This is a genomic window from Gilliamella sp. LMG 34360, from assembly GCF_984568995.1.
In genome coordinates, this window is record NZ_OZ474900.1 from 445,676 (window position 1) to 462,489 (window position 16,814).

Sequence of the window (16,814 nt, forward strand, 5' to 3'; positions counted from 1 at the left end):
GTATGATTTTCATCTTTAAACTCAAATCTTCTCTCTTTTACTATTTAAACTCCACAATTTGTAAAAATTATTCAGTAGTCTATACTGTTTCATTTTAAATTGTTAAAACAGTTCAAAATTAAAGTTTTTTAAGAATACGTTTGAACAAATATCCACTTTTTTAATTAACTATTATTAATAATCTTATGACTAATTAATCTAAATCCATAAATAAACAAGTTTCTTACTTTGTGGTATCGGTGGTGGGCTATTGCAAAGTGTATTTATGTAGATAGTAATGAATCAATACTAGAATCAAACGTTGTTGGATTATTAAGACTCTTTCGATATATCGGTATTATTGCAAAAACAACTCTTTCTCTATTCTTACTAGAAACAAATACACCGATAGTTATTTTTGTTTTTTTTATATTGGTGTATCATTAACTTAGTGAGAATAATTTTGGGAGATGCTTATTCTCTGGTGTGTTTTAAGATATAAAAACATCAAGTAAGCCAAATTAGTTGAATTACAAATATTTTCTAGTGTTATAATCAAATTATTTAATTACCAAGAAGGTAATTTAAATAACCTTCCCTGCATCCCTTCATCATGTAATACCAATACGATGTCGTTGTTATCAAAAAAGATATCATTATCAAGTGGAATATCTGAATCAATCACAGTAATAATTTGTTGGATGCCAAAATCAGAATATTGCCTTATCACATTAAGAAGATTAACCTTTTTTCTATCATCTAAAGATTCAAATATTCCATCATGATAAACAAAACGAGGGAAATTATCTTTAAGATGAGCACGCAATATAGCTAAATCAAAAGCTACACATAATAACTTTTTATAAGTATGACCATCATCAGCACTTGTTGAGCGACCGGCTTCATCTAAAATATCAGCACTAAAGTCTAGGTGACCTTCTTGATTAATTTTGACATTAAGTAATGCTTTTCGAGAAATAACATCTTCAACAATACGACTAAAATACAGCCTTACTTCTGAAAACAAACTTGTCTCTTTTTTATTCTGCTCTTCTAAATCTCTTTCTATATCAATTTGAATATTTTGATATTGTTCTCTTATTTGCCTAATTTCAGTCCTCAAGACTTGCAACTTATTAATAAATTCTCTTTGTCTTTCTAAAAAGCTAATATCAGCTTTCAAAGTAATTAACTCATTAGATATTTGTTTATATTTATCAAAAATATCTGTTTCACATAAAAATGATAAAGTTTGTATTCTTTCCTCTCCTAATTGCAATAAGGTCTGATTAATGTTTTTTAACTCATTTTTTATGGATGATAGTTCTTCTTTTAAATATTTATTTCGTTCTTCTGTAATAGCGCGGTTAAATGTGATAAGTTGATCAAAATCTTTTTTTAATTGCTGTGGAAAAAGTATACCCGCTTCTCTATATAAATTTTCAGCTTCATTAGGATCAAATAATATCTGTTGTTTTTTTAAAGATAATTCTATTTTTTTTCGATTGAACTCTAATGAATATCGGTTTTTATTCAATGTAGCTATTTCTAAATCTAATTCATCAATTATTTTTTTTGTTTTTGCTTGATCAACTGAGTGAAAATCAAACTTATCTAATAGTCGTTGTCGCTCATTAACATCTTGTTGTTTTAATAATAAAAGCCCATCAATCTGACTAATATCTTCAATTGAGCCTCCCAATTCTTGTTCTACTAATTTTTCTCTATTTTGTGCATCGTTAAGTTGAGATTCGAGTTCATAATGTTTTTCTATTAAATCAGAATTAAAACCAAGAATATGAGCAAGAATGGGTTTCCAGTGTTTATGTTTAGATGCAAATTTTTTTAATTGAAAAACATCACGATAATCATCCTGAGACCGTAATAAATAACCTAAAATATTGCGATAATGCCACGGTTTTAAACAATAAAAATTCAGTATACTATCTAAAATCTCTTTCGCTTTTTCGAATGGCAAATTTTCGTGATCCCAATGAGTTGATTGAGTAAAATCTTGATGTGAATCGTTATGTTTCTTTATATTAATACGAGTTGCATCTGTGACGCTTCGCCGAATAGTAATATAAGATCTATCTTCTAATTCCAATTCTAAAAAAAACACAAACTGTTTAAACAACTGTTCGTGTTTAAATAAAAAGAATTTTGCATTTTTTTTAGATAAAAAACAAAAATCAAGTAATTTACCTAATATCGACTTACCAAGATTATGAGTATCTTTTCTCTTATTTTCAGGTAAACGAATCTCGCCTTGAATGACATTCAAGCCTGATGAAAAAAAAATTGTTTCAAACAAATCGGGTTTATTTGAATATAATTTAGATAGTTTCATTTATCCCCACATACTCAATTGAATCAGTTTTGGCATGATACTCAACTAAGCCCAATAGAAAAAGAAGATTAAGAGCTGGCAAAAATAAAAAGTGACCACCTTCAATAGATTTCTTCGCATATTCCAATAAACTATCATACTTTTCTAGTCTCTTTTTCTTAATATAAGAAAGCAGCAAAAAAGACATATTAACGATAGTTTTATCTGGGTGCGTATGTTTATTTGGTCTCAACATCTTCATTCTCACCGATATCACAACTCCAATACATAAAAAATAACATAGTATTAACTAATCGTTTGTGTTTAGTTTGCTTTAAGATTGGATCTCTATCAACTAAAAGTTTTGATAAATAAACTATTACCTCATCAAAAGTTTGATAATGTTTTCTTTTTGCAATAATATTTAAACAAAATTCTTCTGCAGCTAAATTATAACGCTCACGTAATTCACTATTTTCAGGTGCAGATAGAAAAGATTCAATTTCATCAACATCTTTTAGGTAACGCCGTTTTAGTTCATTAGAATACGCCTCAGTCATATTATTTAGTTCATTTTTTCTAGCATAAGCAGTACGTTTAATATCTTTATCAGAAATTTTTTTTATTACAGAACTAGCTTGATTAGCAAAAGCTTGTATAACCTCAGCTAAATCATCAGGACTAACAATTAAAGGACTATCGATAGGATCCAGATCAGCAACTTTAACTATTTCTGGGTACCATTTCAGGTAAAGTTCAATCTGATTAATATCTATAATTTTTACCGAAGCAATATTAACATTAATATATTCTGAAATCGTTTTACATATTTCACTTTCTGCATTCCCTGTTAAACGACGGTTAGTAAATAAAGCATAATTATCTAGCTCATTATTATCTCTTAGCTTCTTAATACGAATAAGTTCAGCACCAATAACCGAGTTTGGATTAGTTTTATTTTCTTTATTATAAAAATCAGATTCAGAGCAATTACGATTATAGCCATTGGTGTGCTTAGCTTGAATAATTGTTATTCCATCCCAAGGAGAACTTTGGCTAGGAAACAAGTCAGCTTTCCCAATAAATTTAGCATCTCGGCCTCCATCAGGACCTTTGGCAAATCCTTGCGCAGATTTACCAAAAATACATTGGCAAATAACAACAACTAATTTTTCAAATTGATCATCACTCATATCTTCATAACTATATACTGCCATGTACATATTCCTTTATGCTAAAATTTCAAACATTATAGCTGTGTTTATATACATAACAATAGTAAGTTAACTATGTTAAGATCTATCTCACAAATTTACAAAATTAATTTTCTTTAATTTTAGGCACTTTTTCCTTAATTAATTTCTCTATATTTTTGATTGAAATTACAATACTTTTTCTCCATCTCCTATAAAAATTATTCAGGAGTCTATACCATTTCATTGCAATTTTTTTTAATAGTTTCCGTGTTATTAGGCTGTTTTTAGTTAAGTTAGTTAATATTTATTGTCCTTGAAGATAGATCTCACGTCTTTGGTGCTGAATTGATATGTCATGGTAATTTTTTTAATAATTTTGGGTTTATCATTTTTGGCATAAAAAATGCATTCCTTAGTTATCATTAATAGATGAGGAATGGTTAAAATGGAAAAGAAATATAAAGTTAAACTGTTATTGGCTATGTTGCTCGTGAGTAGTTTGTCTCAGGCGGAACCGTTGCCTTTTTCTGAAACAGGTAAATATTGTGAGACGCCTTCTCGATGTCTTAATCCAATCACTACCCATGTTATGGTGACTTCGCCAAATTATTTAGCAACTCAAGCAGGTCTTGATGTGTTACATCAAGGTGGTAATGCGGTTGATGCTGCTATTGCGGTTGCATCGACATTAGCGGTTGTTTATCCACAAATGAATACTATTGGCGGTGATAATTTTTGGATAATTTATAACTCAAAAACCAAGGAAATTAAGGGATTAAACGCAAGCGGGCGATCGGGTAGTCTGGCGACGATTGCATTTTATAAGCAACAAGGGTTAGATAAAATTCCGTCGCGTGGTTATTTAGCTGCAAATACCGTCCCTGGCGTGATTTCTGGTTGGGATGAAGCTTATCAATATGCGTCAAAAAGCATGAATAACTCTTTACCGTGGAATAAGTTGTTTGATTCGGCAATCAATTATGCTGAACATGGATTTGCCGTTTCACCGAGTTTAAATTATTGGTCTACAGTCAATATTGATACTAAGGATAAAGAGTTTCGCGATCTTAAGCGTTTTGATGAGTTTAAAAAAGTATTTTTAAAAAACGATGGTGAGGTCTATCAAATCGGCGAAATTCTCAAACAACCTGATTTAGCAACTTCATTAAAGTCTATTGCCAATGACGGTGCAACGGTATTTTATCGTGGCAATATTGCTCAGAAAATTGTTGATGATTTAAAGCATCATGGCGGTGTGTTGACTTTAGATGATTTTGCTAACCATAAAGCAACATGGGTTTCCCCTATTCATGTTAACTATCGGCAGTATACGGCTTATAATTTGCCTCCTAATACACAAGGAATGGCTTCTTTAGAGATTCTTAATATATTAAATAATTTTGATGTTAAATCATTAGGCGAAGGCAGTGCGGATTATTATCATTTAATCATTGAGGCGACCAAGCAAGCGTTTGCCGATCGTGATAAATATTTGACGGATCCTGATTTTAACCCTATCCCGCTTGAGTTTTTATTATCCTCTCAGCATGGTCAACAGCAAGCTAAACAGATTGATATGCAAACTGCACGTATCGATATTAAACCCTTAGATCCAAAAGGGGATACAGTTTGGTTTGGCGTTGTTGATGCACAAGGGAATGCGGTTTCTATCATTCAGAGTATTTATCATGATTTTGGTTCAGGAATTGTCGCCAAAGATACCGGAATTTTACTGCAAAACAGAGGGAGCTTTTTTTCACTCGATCCTAATCATATTAATCGTTTAGAGCCGAATAAACGAACCTTTCATACCTTAAATCCAGCCATGTTATTTAAAGAGGGTGCACCGTATCTGGTTTATGGCACTATGGGAGGAGAAGGGCAACCACAAACTCAAGCGTCCATCGTCACGCGAATTGTCGATTTTAATTTGTCTCCTCAAGATGCCATTAATGCACCAAGATGGTTACATGGGCGAACTTGGGGAGCATCATCCAATGATCTTAAAATAGAAGGGCGAGTCGCTAAGAATATAACCGATGCTCTTAAATCGCGTGGACATAATGTGAAAGTCGTTGATGATTATACCGATACCATGGGGCATGCAGGTGCAATTTTAATTGATGCCGATAATCATAGATTAATGGGCGCAACCGATCCTCGTGGTGATGGTTTAGCTGCGGGTTATTGATGATTGATTAAAATAGTAGATCAAATCAGAAGTGCTAGAACTAAAATAATAAAGATAATGACATTAGCCATTATCTTTATTTACTCTCTATAGAGATCCCAATTTTTTAAAGAAACTGAAATCTTTTTTATATCATACTTTAAACGTTATCCAAGGTTTAAGTTTAACGGTGGTTTGAATCAAACCAGCGTTTTCTTGCGCTTGAATGACGGGGGTAATAGGTTTATATGCAGCAGGCGCTTCTTCAAATAGTCGCTCTTGTTTTAAAATTACGCATTGCCATGGCAATAAAGAGTTATCTGAAGCCAATTTCTTACTGCGCATCGTCTGCCTTTTTTCTGCTCGTCCTGCGCCATGCGAGCAAGACCATAACCAATCAGGATGACCTTTTCCGATTGCAACATAAGAATAATCACCCATAGATCCAGGTATTAAAGCGATTTCACCTAAATGTGCGGGTGTTGCGCCTTTACGATGAATATTCATGCCATTTTCAGGAAAAATAACATTGTGTGATATATCCACCAATAATTGACTTGCATCCTGCTTAAAGAGTGTGTTAAAGGTTTTACGCACCAGCTCTGTGATCACAATGCGATTTATCCAAGCATAACGAGCAGCAACACCCATTGCTTGCAAATACTCTTGCGCATGATTGTCAGTTAAAGCAAATAAACCTGATTTAGGATATTTTTGATCAGCAGGCCATAATGCTTTGGCTTTATCTTGCCAACGTTTGCCAATATAAAAACCGACATCACGTGATCCAGTATGGATCATAACCACAATAGCATCTTTCTTTAAACCTAATTGATAAGCGACATGGCGATCAATAATTTCATCAACAATTTGTAATTCAACAAAATGGTTACCTGAACCTACTGTGCCTAAACTTGCCGGACGAATAATTGCTCGTTTTTCAAAAAAGGCTTCGGGAGCATACTGGCTATCGGCTGAAAGTAGATCATTGCCAGAAATTTTGCTAATCTCATGCCTTAGTCGATCAAAATTTACACTATTCCATAAACCTTGTTGTGGTAAAGCATTCAACCAAGCGGTAAGGCCTTCATCAAAGAGTGCCTGAAAAGATGTGGGTGTAACCGGAACATCGCGCTCATCATGCAATAACACCTGTTTTAATTGCTCAATGAGACTTGATTTTTGTTCATCCACCTCATTAAGACTTAAACCTGTAGTAAATAGGCGCATACCACAATTAATATCTGTGCCTATCGCCGCAGGAATAATTAAATTAGGAGTAGTGGCAACAATACTTCCAACAGGTGCAACCGCACCGGGATGAAAGTCCGGCGTAGCCCTTGCAGCACAAACTTTGCCGTCACTATTGGGCATAGTTACCGATGCAAAATCAAGTAATTGCTCAACTGCTTTTTCTTCTAAAGGTAACGGATTGGGTAACAGTACTTGTGCTGTAATATCTTGTTTATTAAATGTATAGATATCATTATTAAAATGAGTTTCAATCCCACATCGGGATAAACGTTTTTGTAAACGGGTAAATGTAGACATAATAGCCACCTAGAAAACAATAAAATACTGTCCTCTCAATTTGAGAGGATAATTACTGTTTCCTGCAGCAGCACTATTCAGGAAAGTGGGCGTATTCTAGACCAAAGTTTATTAAAATGTAAACTGATAAATTATTTTTTATTAGATTATCCGTTCTTACTGTGTATTCTTTCCCAACTCAGACCAAATTTAGCTAAATATTTTTTTAAGCGATCAGCATCGTTACTGCGTTGTTTTTTGGTTCGGGATATGGCAAATAATTGTCGGCCTGCTTCTGATAAACTACTACTTTTTTGGCAGATTTCGATCACTTTTTCCAGTTGATAACGGTCAAATTCATCAATTTCATTAGGTATCAGGTCATCATAACTATTTTGTGCAGAAGTCCAATTTTGACTTAGGCGTTTAATTTCTTGTTCGACCTGTTCAATGGTAATGTTCGCTTGCGGTGCTAAGGTTGCCATGCGAATAATTGAGCTGTTTAATTCACGAAAGTTACCTTGCCATAAGGCTTGTGGTGAGGTAGCGAATTTAAGATAAGCTTGGCGTGACTGTTGATTAAAGCGTGGCATAATGCCATATTCTTTGGCATAGCGCGCCAATTCAAAATCAATATTGGGTTCAATATCTTCTTTTCTATCTACTAAGCCCGGCAGTTGATAACTCCACAAATTGATTCGAGCAAACAGATCTTCACGAAATTCACCATTGGCAATGGCTGATTTAAGATCTTTATTGGTACCGGCGATTAATTGAAAATCACTGTGTATCGGTTTGTCGCTACCAAACGGGTAAAATTGTTTTTCTTCAATGGCTTTTAATAACATCGCTTGCTCATCAAGTCCCAGCTCGCCAATTTCATCTAAAAACAGTAAGCCACCATCGGCATTTTTAAGTAATCCAGTGCGCGCAAGATTTGCTCCCGTAAAGGCGCCTTTAACATGACCAAACAAGGTTGACATTGCACTATCACCGCGTAGCGTGGCGCAATTGATTTCAACAAATTGTCCTTTGATTTGATGATTGGTTTGTTTGAGCAAATAAATCTGTTTTGCCAAAAATGATTTACCCGCGCCCGTTGGTCCACATAATAAAATAGGCGCATGAGAACGGCTCGCCACTTGTTCGATTTCGGCAATAAGCTGATTAAATTGTCGGTTACGAGTTGCGATGCCCGATTTTAACAGCTCGGTCGCTTGCTGAGCATATTGCTGAAAACGGGTTAGGATTTTATCGTAACGATTTAAATTTAAATCAATAATACTCATTATCCCGCAAGGGGTAAGCGCAATCAGATCGTCTTGCTCAATTTCATTATTTTCGGTCAGTGGCTCTTTTTTCGGAGGAGACATTTGTAATAATTTAGCCGGAAAATAGCAGGATTCTGCCAGTAAAAACCAACAAATCTGCGCAACATGGGTACCTGTTGTAATATGCAAATAATACTCTTCTTGTTCTGAATTAAATGTGTAGTTTTTCGAAATATCAAAAAGGAATGTATAAACTTGTTCAAAATCCCATGGATCATTAATGTTTACCTCAATGGGGTTTACTTCAATATGAGGCGATAAAATATTAATATCTTTAACGATTGTACAAAGTAGATCATAATCGTTCGGATAATAGAGCAGTTCTAATCGAGTAACTGGCATATCCGGTTGATGACATAAATCAATAGTCGGTCGCCAATTCTTCCAACGCCGTTTTCCTTTACCACGTTGATCTAATACATTCCCTAAAAATCCAAATACGACATTCTTTTTCATGGTTTTATATATTTTTATAAATCAATATATAAAATTATAAAAAATGTGTATTAAAAATACTATGATAATTTTTATCTTTATTTAAAAAAATTATTTATTTTGTTTAAAAACAGATAATTAAAAAATAACTGTTATGGTTTTTCATTTATTGGCACGCTTTTCGCAATATTAATCATACCTAAGCAAGCATATTCAGATATGTTGAGATGGTTTAAATTTAATAATTAAGTCACTTTGTGGTGATAAAAGATAGCAGCACTAAAGCGCTCATAGCGCAATGTAGCAATAGAATTTTGGTCATAAACGAACGGATAAACGGTTACATGGTTTAGTGCGATCTAACCAATATAAAGATATTACCACTGGCGGAGTGCATTTTACCCAGATTTAAAAGGAAGATAAAAATGATTCAATATGAAGTAATAAAAAATGAAAATTCAAGACCAGTAAAAATGTGGACTAAAGGCGTGCCAGTCGAGCAAGAAGCCAAAGAACAATTACTAAAAACAGCACAATTGCCATTTATATTTAAACACATTGCCGTAATGCCTGATGTTCATGTGGGTAAAGGATCAACAATCGGGAGTGTTATTCCTACTCTGGGCGCTGTTATTCCAGCAGCAGTTGGGGTGGATATTGGTTGTGGAATGATGGCTGTGCAAACATCACTAACTGCGTCTGATTTACCTGATGATCTCGCGCCTTTACGTTTAGCGATTGAAAAAAACGTGCCACATGGTTCAACGCCTAAAAATATGGGTCAAGATCAGGGAAGTTGGCAAGATGCGCCAGCAATTGTCGATCAATATTGGCAACAACTTTTACCGGGATTTGAGAAATTAACCGAAAAATATCCGTGTTTCTTAAAAACAAATAATTACTGTCATTTAGGAACACTAGGAACCGGTAATCACTTTATTGAAGTGTGTTTAGATGAAAATCAACAAGTGTGGATTATGTTACATAGTGGTTCACGTGGGGTCGGTAATGCTATCGGTGAATTTTTTATTAAACTAGCCAAAAAAGATATGGAAACTTACTTTATCGATAAATATTTACCAAATAATGATCTAGCTTACTTTGTTGAAGGGACTGAACATTTTGAGGATTATCTTATGGCGGTAAATTGGGCGCAAGAGTTTGCTCGTTTAAATCGTGAAATTATGATGCATAACACTATTATGGCGATTAGAAATACGTTAAATATTGAGTTCACCAGTTATATACAATCCGTAAATTGTCATCATAACTATGTGCAAAAAGAGCATCATTTTGGGCAAAATGTGTTTGTGACGCGTAAAGGGGCGGTATCGGCCCGTAAAGGGGAATTAGGGATTATTCCTGGATCGATGGGTGCGAAAAGCTACATTGTTCGCGGATTAGGGAATGAAGAGAGTTTTTGCTCTTGTTCTCATGGGGCAGGGCGAGTGATGAGCCGATCTGCAGCCAAAAGAATGTTCACTATTGAAGACCAAATGAAAGCCACTGCGCACGTTGAATGTCGAAAAGATGCTGATGTGATCGACGAAATCCCAATGGCCTATAAAGATATTGATGCGGTGATGACCGCTCAAAGTGAACTGGTTGAAATTATGCATCAACTACGACAAGTGGTGTGTGTGAAAGGATAAATCCGATCGAGGAGTTTATCCTCGATAGTCATGATAAAAATAGTAGGGTAATGATTGATTATATCAATCATTACTTTGTTTCTAATAAATTTAACTCAATGTTATTTATTGCAAATTTAAACGTTTCTATTTTTAGCCATTTTTTCAATACACCGAAACGAGTAATGGCAACATAATAAAGTTACTGGATAGATAATAAAATTGAGGGTGATAAGTGAAGTTATAAACAAATATGGTAAAAAAACCTTAATATTTAGAGCCAATCCTTGATAAATACCTAAAATAAAATGTGCAACTATCCATGAGATAAAAGTAACGACAATCCCAATAATTACGCCGATACTTATCAATCCAAAAGTTTTTTTTATTTTATTTAATATCCAGATTGAAATAAGAATAAGGCAGAAATAACACACACCATAAAATACTAAATAATATAATTCTGGCGTGCTGTATTTTCTGATAAATAATCGATAACACCACGAGTAACTCAGTAATCCTCCGATAAAATTAAACAAAACTATAATAAATAGATTAATGGTTTTCATTGATTAATTTTTCTCTTAAGTCTTTTCAACTCTTTTTTCAATCCATAAAAACGAGTAATGACAACATAATAAAATTACTGGATAGATAATAAAATTCAGGGTTATAAGTGATGACATAAATAAATCATAGAGATCGAATTCTAAATATTGGCGCGCATTAACAAATAAAATGAATGGATTAACAATCCATGAAATAAAACTAATTAAGACAGCGATGAGAACACCTGAAACCAATAATATAACAGGCCGATTAACTTTATTTAATATAAAAAATGCAATTAGTATAAAACTGAAATAACACATTCCATAAAATATTAAATACAGCGATTCAGGCGTGCTGTATTTTCTAATAAATAATCGATAACACCACTGGTAACTCAGTAATCCTCCGATAAAATTAAACAATACTATAATAAATAGATTAATGGTTTTCATTGATTAATTTTTCCCTTAAGTCTTTTTAACTCTTTTTTCAATCCATAAAAACGAGTAATGGCAACATAATAAAGTTACTGGATAGATAATAAAATTGAGGGTCATAAGTGAGGTTATAAACAAATATCCAAAAAAAGCCTCAATATTTAGAGCCGATCCTTGATAATTACCTAAAATAAAAGGTGTAATCATCCATGAGATAAAAGTAATTACAATCCCAATAATTGCGCCGATACTTAACAATCCAAAAGGTTTTTTTATTTTATTTAATATCCAGATTGAAATAAGAATAAGGCAGAAATAACACACACCATAAAATACTAAATAATTTAATTCTGGCGTGCTGTATTTTCTAATAAATAGTCGATAACACCACGAGTAACTCAGTAATCCTCCGATAAGATTAAATAACACTATGATAAATAGATTAATGGTTTTCATTGGATAATCCTTTTTCTCTTCAATTTCTTTAACCGCATCTTCTAAAGAGCCAGGAAAAAAATAAAGCTCGTCTAATCCATATTCATCTAATACTGATGAAACCGCCCATGCACAATATGGGAGAGTTCGAGTCGCATAATCTCCATTAATTACTCGTTGTTCAATATTAATGGCTTGCTGACGTGTTAAGCATAATCACCAATGCAAGCTATACTTTGATTTCCATTAAAACTGTCCTCGGAGCCTGAAATAATTCTGCCTCCAGTGGTGGTCATATCACCAATAATCGCTATTTGCTTACTCATTACTACGCCTTTGTTGCTTATTTGAACAGTTCTATTATAATTATATGAAACAGATATAAAAAAACAACCTTAAACTTGTGAAAATTTATTAATAAAATAAGTAAGTTAGCTTTACTAGTAATTAAGTGTCTATTTCATATAATCAGGTTATTTTCATAATAATTGTTATTTGAAAAAACTGGTTAAACGGTTCTAATTTAATTCCATCGCTTGATAATGGTAAATTAGCCCATAAATATTAGTATAAAAAATACCAACTGTTCATTTTTTAGATTATATTATTTATAAAATCTATACAGGAGTTTGTCCGTTATAAGGAGGTAACGATGTATCGAGAAATTTTACCTGTTAAGCAGCATTCTGTCGCTAATCGATTTTTGAGGCAGTTACCAGAATTAATTGCAAGTAGTCCGTTATGCCAACGCCTTAAGCCTTTTTCATTGTTTATTGACATTGCACCATGGACGTTAATTGCTCAGCCTCATAGTTTGATTGCCAATGAGCTTGGTCTTTCGCCCCGAGTTGTACTTAGGCGAAATAATGTGATTAGGCAATTGCTCGCATTACATGAACCATCCCTTTATCAAACAATACTTAATCTTGAAAAGACTGTACCTAAAGGTGTGATCCGACAAGCTCAGGCCTTTAAGTCATGGATCACGGATCTACTTAATACCTCTGTTATGCCTTGTGCCCATTGTACATCGATGAACACCGTTCGTATCGGTCACCGCCTTAATTTTCGGTGTCGATCATGTCGACGTACGTTTAATCCATTAAAAGCACATCATCTTAATAAGTTATCTCATTGTCATTTGTGGTTGCCTTGTATTGATCTATTGATGGAAGGTGAATCTTGCAAAACGATTCATCAGAAGTTAGGTATTAGTGTTGATACTGCAGCTAAGTGGCAACTCTACTTTATTTGGCTAATGGCGCATCAAGGATTTGCGGCATTGGCAAACTACTGCCAAGTCAAGCGTCGCCAACGTTACCGTCAAACATGGTTAGAGGTTAAAACCGACGGATAGCATTTTAGCTTAAATAGAGTTAATGATTCATACTGCTTGTAAAAAATATTCAGGAGTCTATACCGTTTCATTGTGAATTCTATTCTAAATTTAACTTTTAAGAGTGTTTACAGTGTGGGGTTAGATGTGAACGGAATTTTATCAGTTGGATGTTGGCAAAATAATGATATTAAAAAGCGTGATCTTTTGTGGATCACGCTTTTATAACTCTCTATTGTTAAAAATTGGATGATTGGTTAATCATTCCTTTTTTAATAGATACATCGCTTCATAAGGTCTTAATGTTATTTCAGATGCAAGTGTGGTTTTATTTGCATAATTACTTAGCAGTGGTTGCCATTTAAGTGTCAGTAACTCTTTTGGCAATGGCCATTTAACCTGTTTATCGGTCAAATTCACTATCACCAATAATTTCTGATTATTCCAACTACGCACATAGCACCAATAATCGGTAATATTTGCGGTCAAATCTTGGTAATCACCAAAAATGAATATAGGGTGTTCTTGGCGTAATTTAATTAATGCTTGGTAGCAATAAAAGATAGAATCGGGATCTTCAAGTGCGGCTTTGACATTGATTTGTTGATAATTACTTGCCACTTCGATCCATGGTTGACCCTTAGTGAAACCGGCATTTAAGCTATTATCCCACTGCATTGGCGTTCGGCTGTTGTCGCGTGATTTGCTCGCTAATATTGCTAAAATTTCTGCTTCATCCATACCTTCGGCTATTTTTTCGTGGTAGATATTTAGACTTTCAACATCACGATATTGATCAATATTATTAAAATGCGGATTGGTCATGCCGATCTCTTCACCTTGATAAAGATACGGCGTACCTTGTAATCCATATAGCAACATGGCAAGCATTTTGGCAGATTCTCTGTGATATTGGCTTTCATTGCCTAAACGCGACACAATTCGCGGTTGGTCGTGATTACACCAGAAAATGGCATTCCAAGCTTTATCATGCATCCCTTTTTGCCACTCGCCCATAATATTTTTTAACTCGAGCAGATCAGGTTTGGCTAATCCCCATTTATAACCATTTGGATAATCGACTTTTAAATGGTGGAAATTAAATGTCATGGTTAGCTCTTTTCCGTCTAACGAGGCATATTTTAAGCAGTTTCCTAATGTAGTCGAAGACATTTCACCCACGGTTTTAAGATCATTAGGTTGAAAGGCATCACGGCTCATTTCTTGTAAGAATTCGTGGATTTTAGGCCCATCCGTGTAGAAGCAGCGACCATCTCCGTTTTTATCATCGGCAAAATCTTGCTGTTTGGAGACTAAATTAATCACATCTAGCCTTAAAGCATCCACGCCTTTATCTGACCAAAACTGACACACTTTTTTAATTTCAAAGCGAACTTGAGGATTTTCCCAATTAAGGTCAGCCTGCTCTTTGGCAAATAAGTGTAAATAATACTGCCCTGATTGTTCATGCCATTGCCACGCTTTACCGCCAAATTTGGAGCGCCAGTTATTGGGTTCACTGCCGTCAGCTTTAGCATCTTTCCAGATATAAAATGAGCGATAAGGGCTGGATTTATCTAAGGCTGATTTAAACCATGGATGCTCGGTCGAGGTATGGTTAAACACCATATCCATCATAATACGGATCCCGCGCTCATGCGCCTGTTTGACTAATAACTCAAAATCCGCCATTGAGCCATAAGCTGGATCAATATCGTAATAATCGGCAACATCATAACCATTATCAATTTGTGGTGATGGGTAAATTGGCGTTAACCAAATTGCGCTAATGCCGAGTTTTTTTAGATAATCTAATCGGCTGATGATACCTAACAGATCGCCTGTAGAACTGTCTTGGCTGGCTTGAAAGCTTTTTGGATAGATTTGGTAAATGGTGCCGTTTTGCCACCAAGGGATATCAATTTTATTCATTGTCTGCTCTTCATGGTTAATTTAAGATTTTATTTAACCGTTCTGTTGTAAGAACGGTTAACGTTTAATGGATAATTACCGAATATCTAATGTGCCTTTTTTGAGTTTTATTTTATAAACGGTTGCCGTTAACAAGATTGGCACGACAATCGCTACAAGCATTGCTAAGGCATAAATTGACCAATATATCGGTTTTATTGATAAAATACCCGGTAAGCCACCGACACCGATACCATTAGATAACACCCCGAATAAACCACAAATCAATCCAGACAAAGCCGCGCCAATCATGGCACATAACATCGGGAATTTATAGCGTAAGTTAATACCATACATTGCCGGTTCAGTTACCCCTAAATAAGCGGAAATCGCCGCTGGAACTGAAACTTCCCGTTCGTTATGTTTTTTACTCACTAAAATAATACCCACGACAGCAGATGCTTGAGCAATATTGGATAAGGCGATAATCGGCCAAATCGGTGTTCCACCTATACTTTCAGTCATCTGCATATCGATAGCTAAAGTGGTATGGTGAATGCCTGTAATCACTAGTGGTGAATAGAAGAATCCAAAAATAGCCGATCCAATGAAAGCATAATCACCCGTCATTAAATATTTAACGATGTAGGCAATACCATTACCTAACATACGACCGAAAGGACCTAACAAGAAGTGAGCTAAAAAGACAGAAAGCAATAATGCAACAATTGGCACAATCACTAACGTCAAATAATCAGGTACGATTTTGCGTAAACGGGTTTCAATCCAGCCTAATGCTAAACCAGCAAAAATAGAGGGGATCACTTGCGCTTGATAACCAACCTTTTCAATGCTAAACCAACCAAAATCCCAGACTTCAGGTATTTTGCTACCAAGATCATAAGCATTCATCAGTTGTGGTGAAACTAATGTGATGCCTAATACAATTCCTAAAATAGGTGATCCACCCATTTTTTTCACCGTAGACCAGCAAATTGCTACCGGTAAGAAGTGGAAAATAGCTTCACAAGGTAGCCAAAGAATATTATAGATAGGCACTAACCAAGCATAAGTTTGAATAAGAGGCTTATCATCAATGGTTGGCATTTCACCAATAATGTTACGCAATCCAAGCAATAAACCACCCGCAATTAAAGCGGGTAAAAGTGGCACAAATATTTCAGCAAGATTAGAAATAAATCTTTCAAAGAGAGACATATTCTTTTTAGCTGCCGCTTTTGTTTGTTCTTTGCTTGCTTCATCTAAATTTAATTGTTGAATTAACGATTTATAATAACTATCAACATTGGTACCAATAATGACTTGAAATTGCCCAGCATTGTTAAAACAACCTTTCACAAAAGGGAGTTCTTCAATGGCATCCACATTCGCTGCTTTGGGATCGACCAAAGCAAACCGTAATCGTGTTAAACAGTGGGTAACACTGGCAACATTCTCTTTTCCTCCTATTAAATCGATAAGTTTTGTTATCGCTTCGGTTAGGTTTTTTGAATCTTTAGCCATAAAAGTCTCCTTGTTATT

At 34.5% G+C, this 16,814-nt stretch carries 11 protein-coding genes; 3 read left to right on the plus strand and 8 right to left on the minus strand.

The features are described 5' to 3' along the window. Positions 1-547: 547 nt before the first annotated feature. Genes AC5LW9_RS02045 through AC5LW9_RS02055 form a run of 3 tightly spaced genes read right to left on the minus strand, consistent with a single transcriptional unit; the run spans position 548 to position 3,525 of the window. Positions 548-2,329 carry a DUF2326 domain-containing protein gene (locus tag AC5LW9_RS02045; protein ID WP_493456237.1) on the minus strand — a complete coding sequence of 594 codons (1,782 nt, stop codon included), beginning with the start codon at positions 2,327-2,329 and terminating at the stop codon, positions 548-550. Beyond that, positions 2,316-2,564, minus strand: coding sequence for an ABC-three component system middle component 8 (locus tag AC5LW9_RS02050; RefSeq protein ID WP_334326282.1), 249 nt, complete (start codon positions 2,562-2,564; stop codon positions 2,316-2,318). The genes AC5LW9_RS02045 and AC5LW9_RS02050 overlap by 14 nt, the downstream gene beginning before the upstream one ends. After that, positions 2,548-3,525, minus strand: a complete 978-nt coding sequence (locus tag AC5LW9_RS02055; RefSeq protein ID WP_493456238.1) for an ABC-three component system protein — start codon at positions 3,523-3,525, stop codon at positions 2,548-2,550. The genes AC5LW9_RS02050 and AC5LW9_RS02055 overlap by 17 nt, the downstream gene beginning before the upstream one ends. Before the next feature lie 424 nt (positions 3,526-3,949). Between AC5LW9_RS02055 and ggt the strand changes: the two genes are divergently transcribed. Next, positions 3,950-5,695, plus strand: a complete 1,746-nt coding sequence (gene ggt, locus AC5LW9_RS02060; protein ID WP_493456239.1) for a gamma-glutamyltransferase — start codon at positions 3,950-3,952, stop codon at positions 5,693-5,695. Positions 5,696-5,827: 132 nt separating this feature from the next. Here the strand turns inward: ggt and AC5LW9_RS02065 are convergent, their stop codons facing one another. Both AC5LW9_RS02065 and rtcR read right to left on the minus strand, forming a co-directional pair. Continuing rightward, positions 5,828-7,225, minus strand: coding sequence for an RtcB family protein (locus AC5LW9_RS02065; protein ID WP_493456240.1), 1,398 nt, complete (start codon positions 7,223-7,225; stop codon positions 5,828-5,830). Positions 7,226-7,371: 146 nt separating this feature from the next. After that, positions 7,372-8,991, minus strand: coding sequence for an RNA repair transcriptional activator RtcR (gene rtcR / locus AC5LW9_RS02070; protein ID WP_493456241.1), 1,620 nt, complete (start codon positions 8,989-8,991; stop codon positions 7,372-7,374). Between the two features lie 404 nt (positions 8,992-9,395). Here rtcR and AC5LW9_RS02075 point away from each other — a divergent pair, with 404 nt between their 5' ends. After that, entirely contained in the window at positions 9,396-10,622 is a 1,227-nt protein-coding gene (locus AC5LW9_RS02075) for an RtcB family protein (RefSeq protein ID WP_493456242.1), read from the plus strand. Between the two features lie 998 nt (positions 10,623-11,620). Here the strand turns inward: AC5LW9_RS02075 and AC5LW9_RS02080 are convergent. Beyond that, positions 11,621-12,046, minus strand: coding sequence for a hypothetical protein (locus AC5LW9_RS02080; protein ID WP_039126535.1), 426 nt, complete (start codon positions 12,044-12,046; stop codon positions 11,621-11,623). A 631-nt stretch (positions 12,047-12,677) separates the two neighbouring features. On the opposite strand from AC5LW9_RS02080, the gene AC5LW9_RS02085 reads away from it, so the two are divergent. Next, the gene (locus tag AC5LW9_RS02085; RefSeq protein WP_039126532.1) at positions 12,678-13,382 is read left to right on the plus strand and encodes a hypothetical protein; all 705 of its coding nucleotides are present in this window, start codon (positions 12,678-12,680) and stop codon (positions 13,380-13,382) included. Between the two features lie 240 nt (positions 13,383-13,622). Here AC5LW9_RS02085 and treC read toward each other — a convergent pair whose 3' ends face one another. Together treC and treB are read right to left on the minus strand one after the other, a co-directional pair. Continuing rightward, positions 13,623-15,293 (minus strand): alpha,alpha-phosphotrehalase, encoded by a 1,671-nt coding sequence (gene treC, locus AC5LW9_RS02090; protein WP_493456243.1) that lies wholly within the window; start codon positions 15,291-15,293, stop codon positions 13,623-13,625. 75 nt (positions 15,294-15,368) lie between these two features. Continuing rightward, a complete protein-coding gene (treB, locus tag AC5LW9_RS02095) occupies positions 15,369-16,796 on the minus strand; it encodes a PTS trehalose transporter subunit IIBC (RefSeq protein ID WP_493456244.1) in 1,428 nt (475 codons plus the stop codon). Positions 16,797-16,814 lie beyond the last annotated feature (18 nt).

Excerpts from the sequence above, each read along its gene's own strand:
- AC5LW9_RS02065 (WP_493456240.1), bottom strand. The coding sequence starts at position 7,225 with ATGTCTACATTTACCCGTTTACAAAAACGTTTATCCCGATGTGGGATT.
- treC (WP_493456243.1), bottom strand. The coding sequence starts at position 15,293 with ATGAATAAAATTGATATCCCTTGGTGGCAAAACGGCACCATTTACCAA.
- AC5LW9_RS02045 (WP_493456237.1), bottom strand. The coding sequence starts at position 2,329 with ATGAAACTATCTAAATTATATTCAAATAAACCCGATTTGTTTGAAACA.
- treB (WP_493456244.1), bottom strand. The coding sequence starts at position 16,796 with ATGGCTAAAGATTCAAAAAACCTAACCGAAGCGATAACAAAACTTATC.
- AC5LW9_RS02085 (WP_039126532.1), top strand. The coding sequence starts at position 12,678 with ATGTATCGAGAAATTTTACCTGTTAAGCAGCATTCTGTCGCTAATCGA.
- AC5LW9_RS02075 (WP_493456242.1), top strand. The coding sequence starts at position 9,396 with ATGATTCAATATGAAGTAATAAAAAATGAAAATTCAAGACCAGTAAAA.
- AC5LW9_RS02080 (WP_039126535.1), bottom strand. The coding sequence starts at position 12,046 with ATGAAAACCATTAATCTATTTATCATAGTGTTATTTAATCTTATCGGA.
- AC5LW9_RS02055 (WP_493456238.1), bottom strand. The coding sequence starts at position 3,525 with ATGGCAGTATATAGTTATGAAGATATGAGTGATGATCAATTTGAAAAA.
- ggt (WP_493456239.1), top strand. The coding sequence starts at position 3,950 with ATGGAAAAGAAATATAAAGTTAAACTGTTATTGGCTATGTTGCTCGTG.
- AC5LW9_RS02050 (WP_334326282.1), bottom strand. The coding sequence starts at position 2,564 with ATGTTGAGACCAAATAAACATACGCACCCAGATAAAACTATCGTTAAT.
- rtcR (WP_493456241.1), bottom strand. The coding sequence starts at position 8,991 with ATGAAAAAGAATGTCGTATTTGGATTTTTAGGGAATGTATTAGATCAA.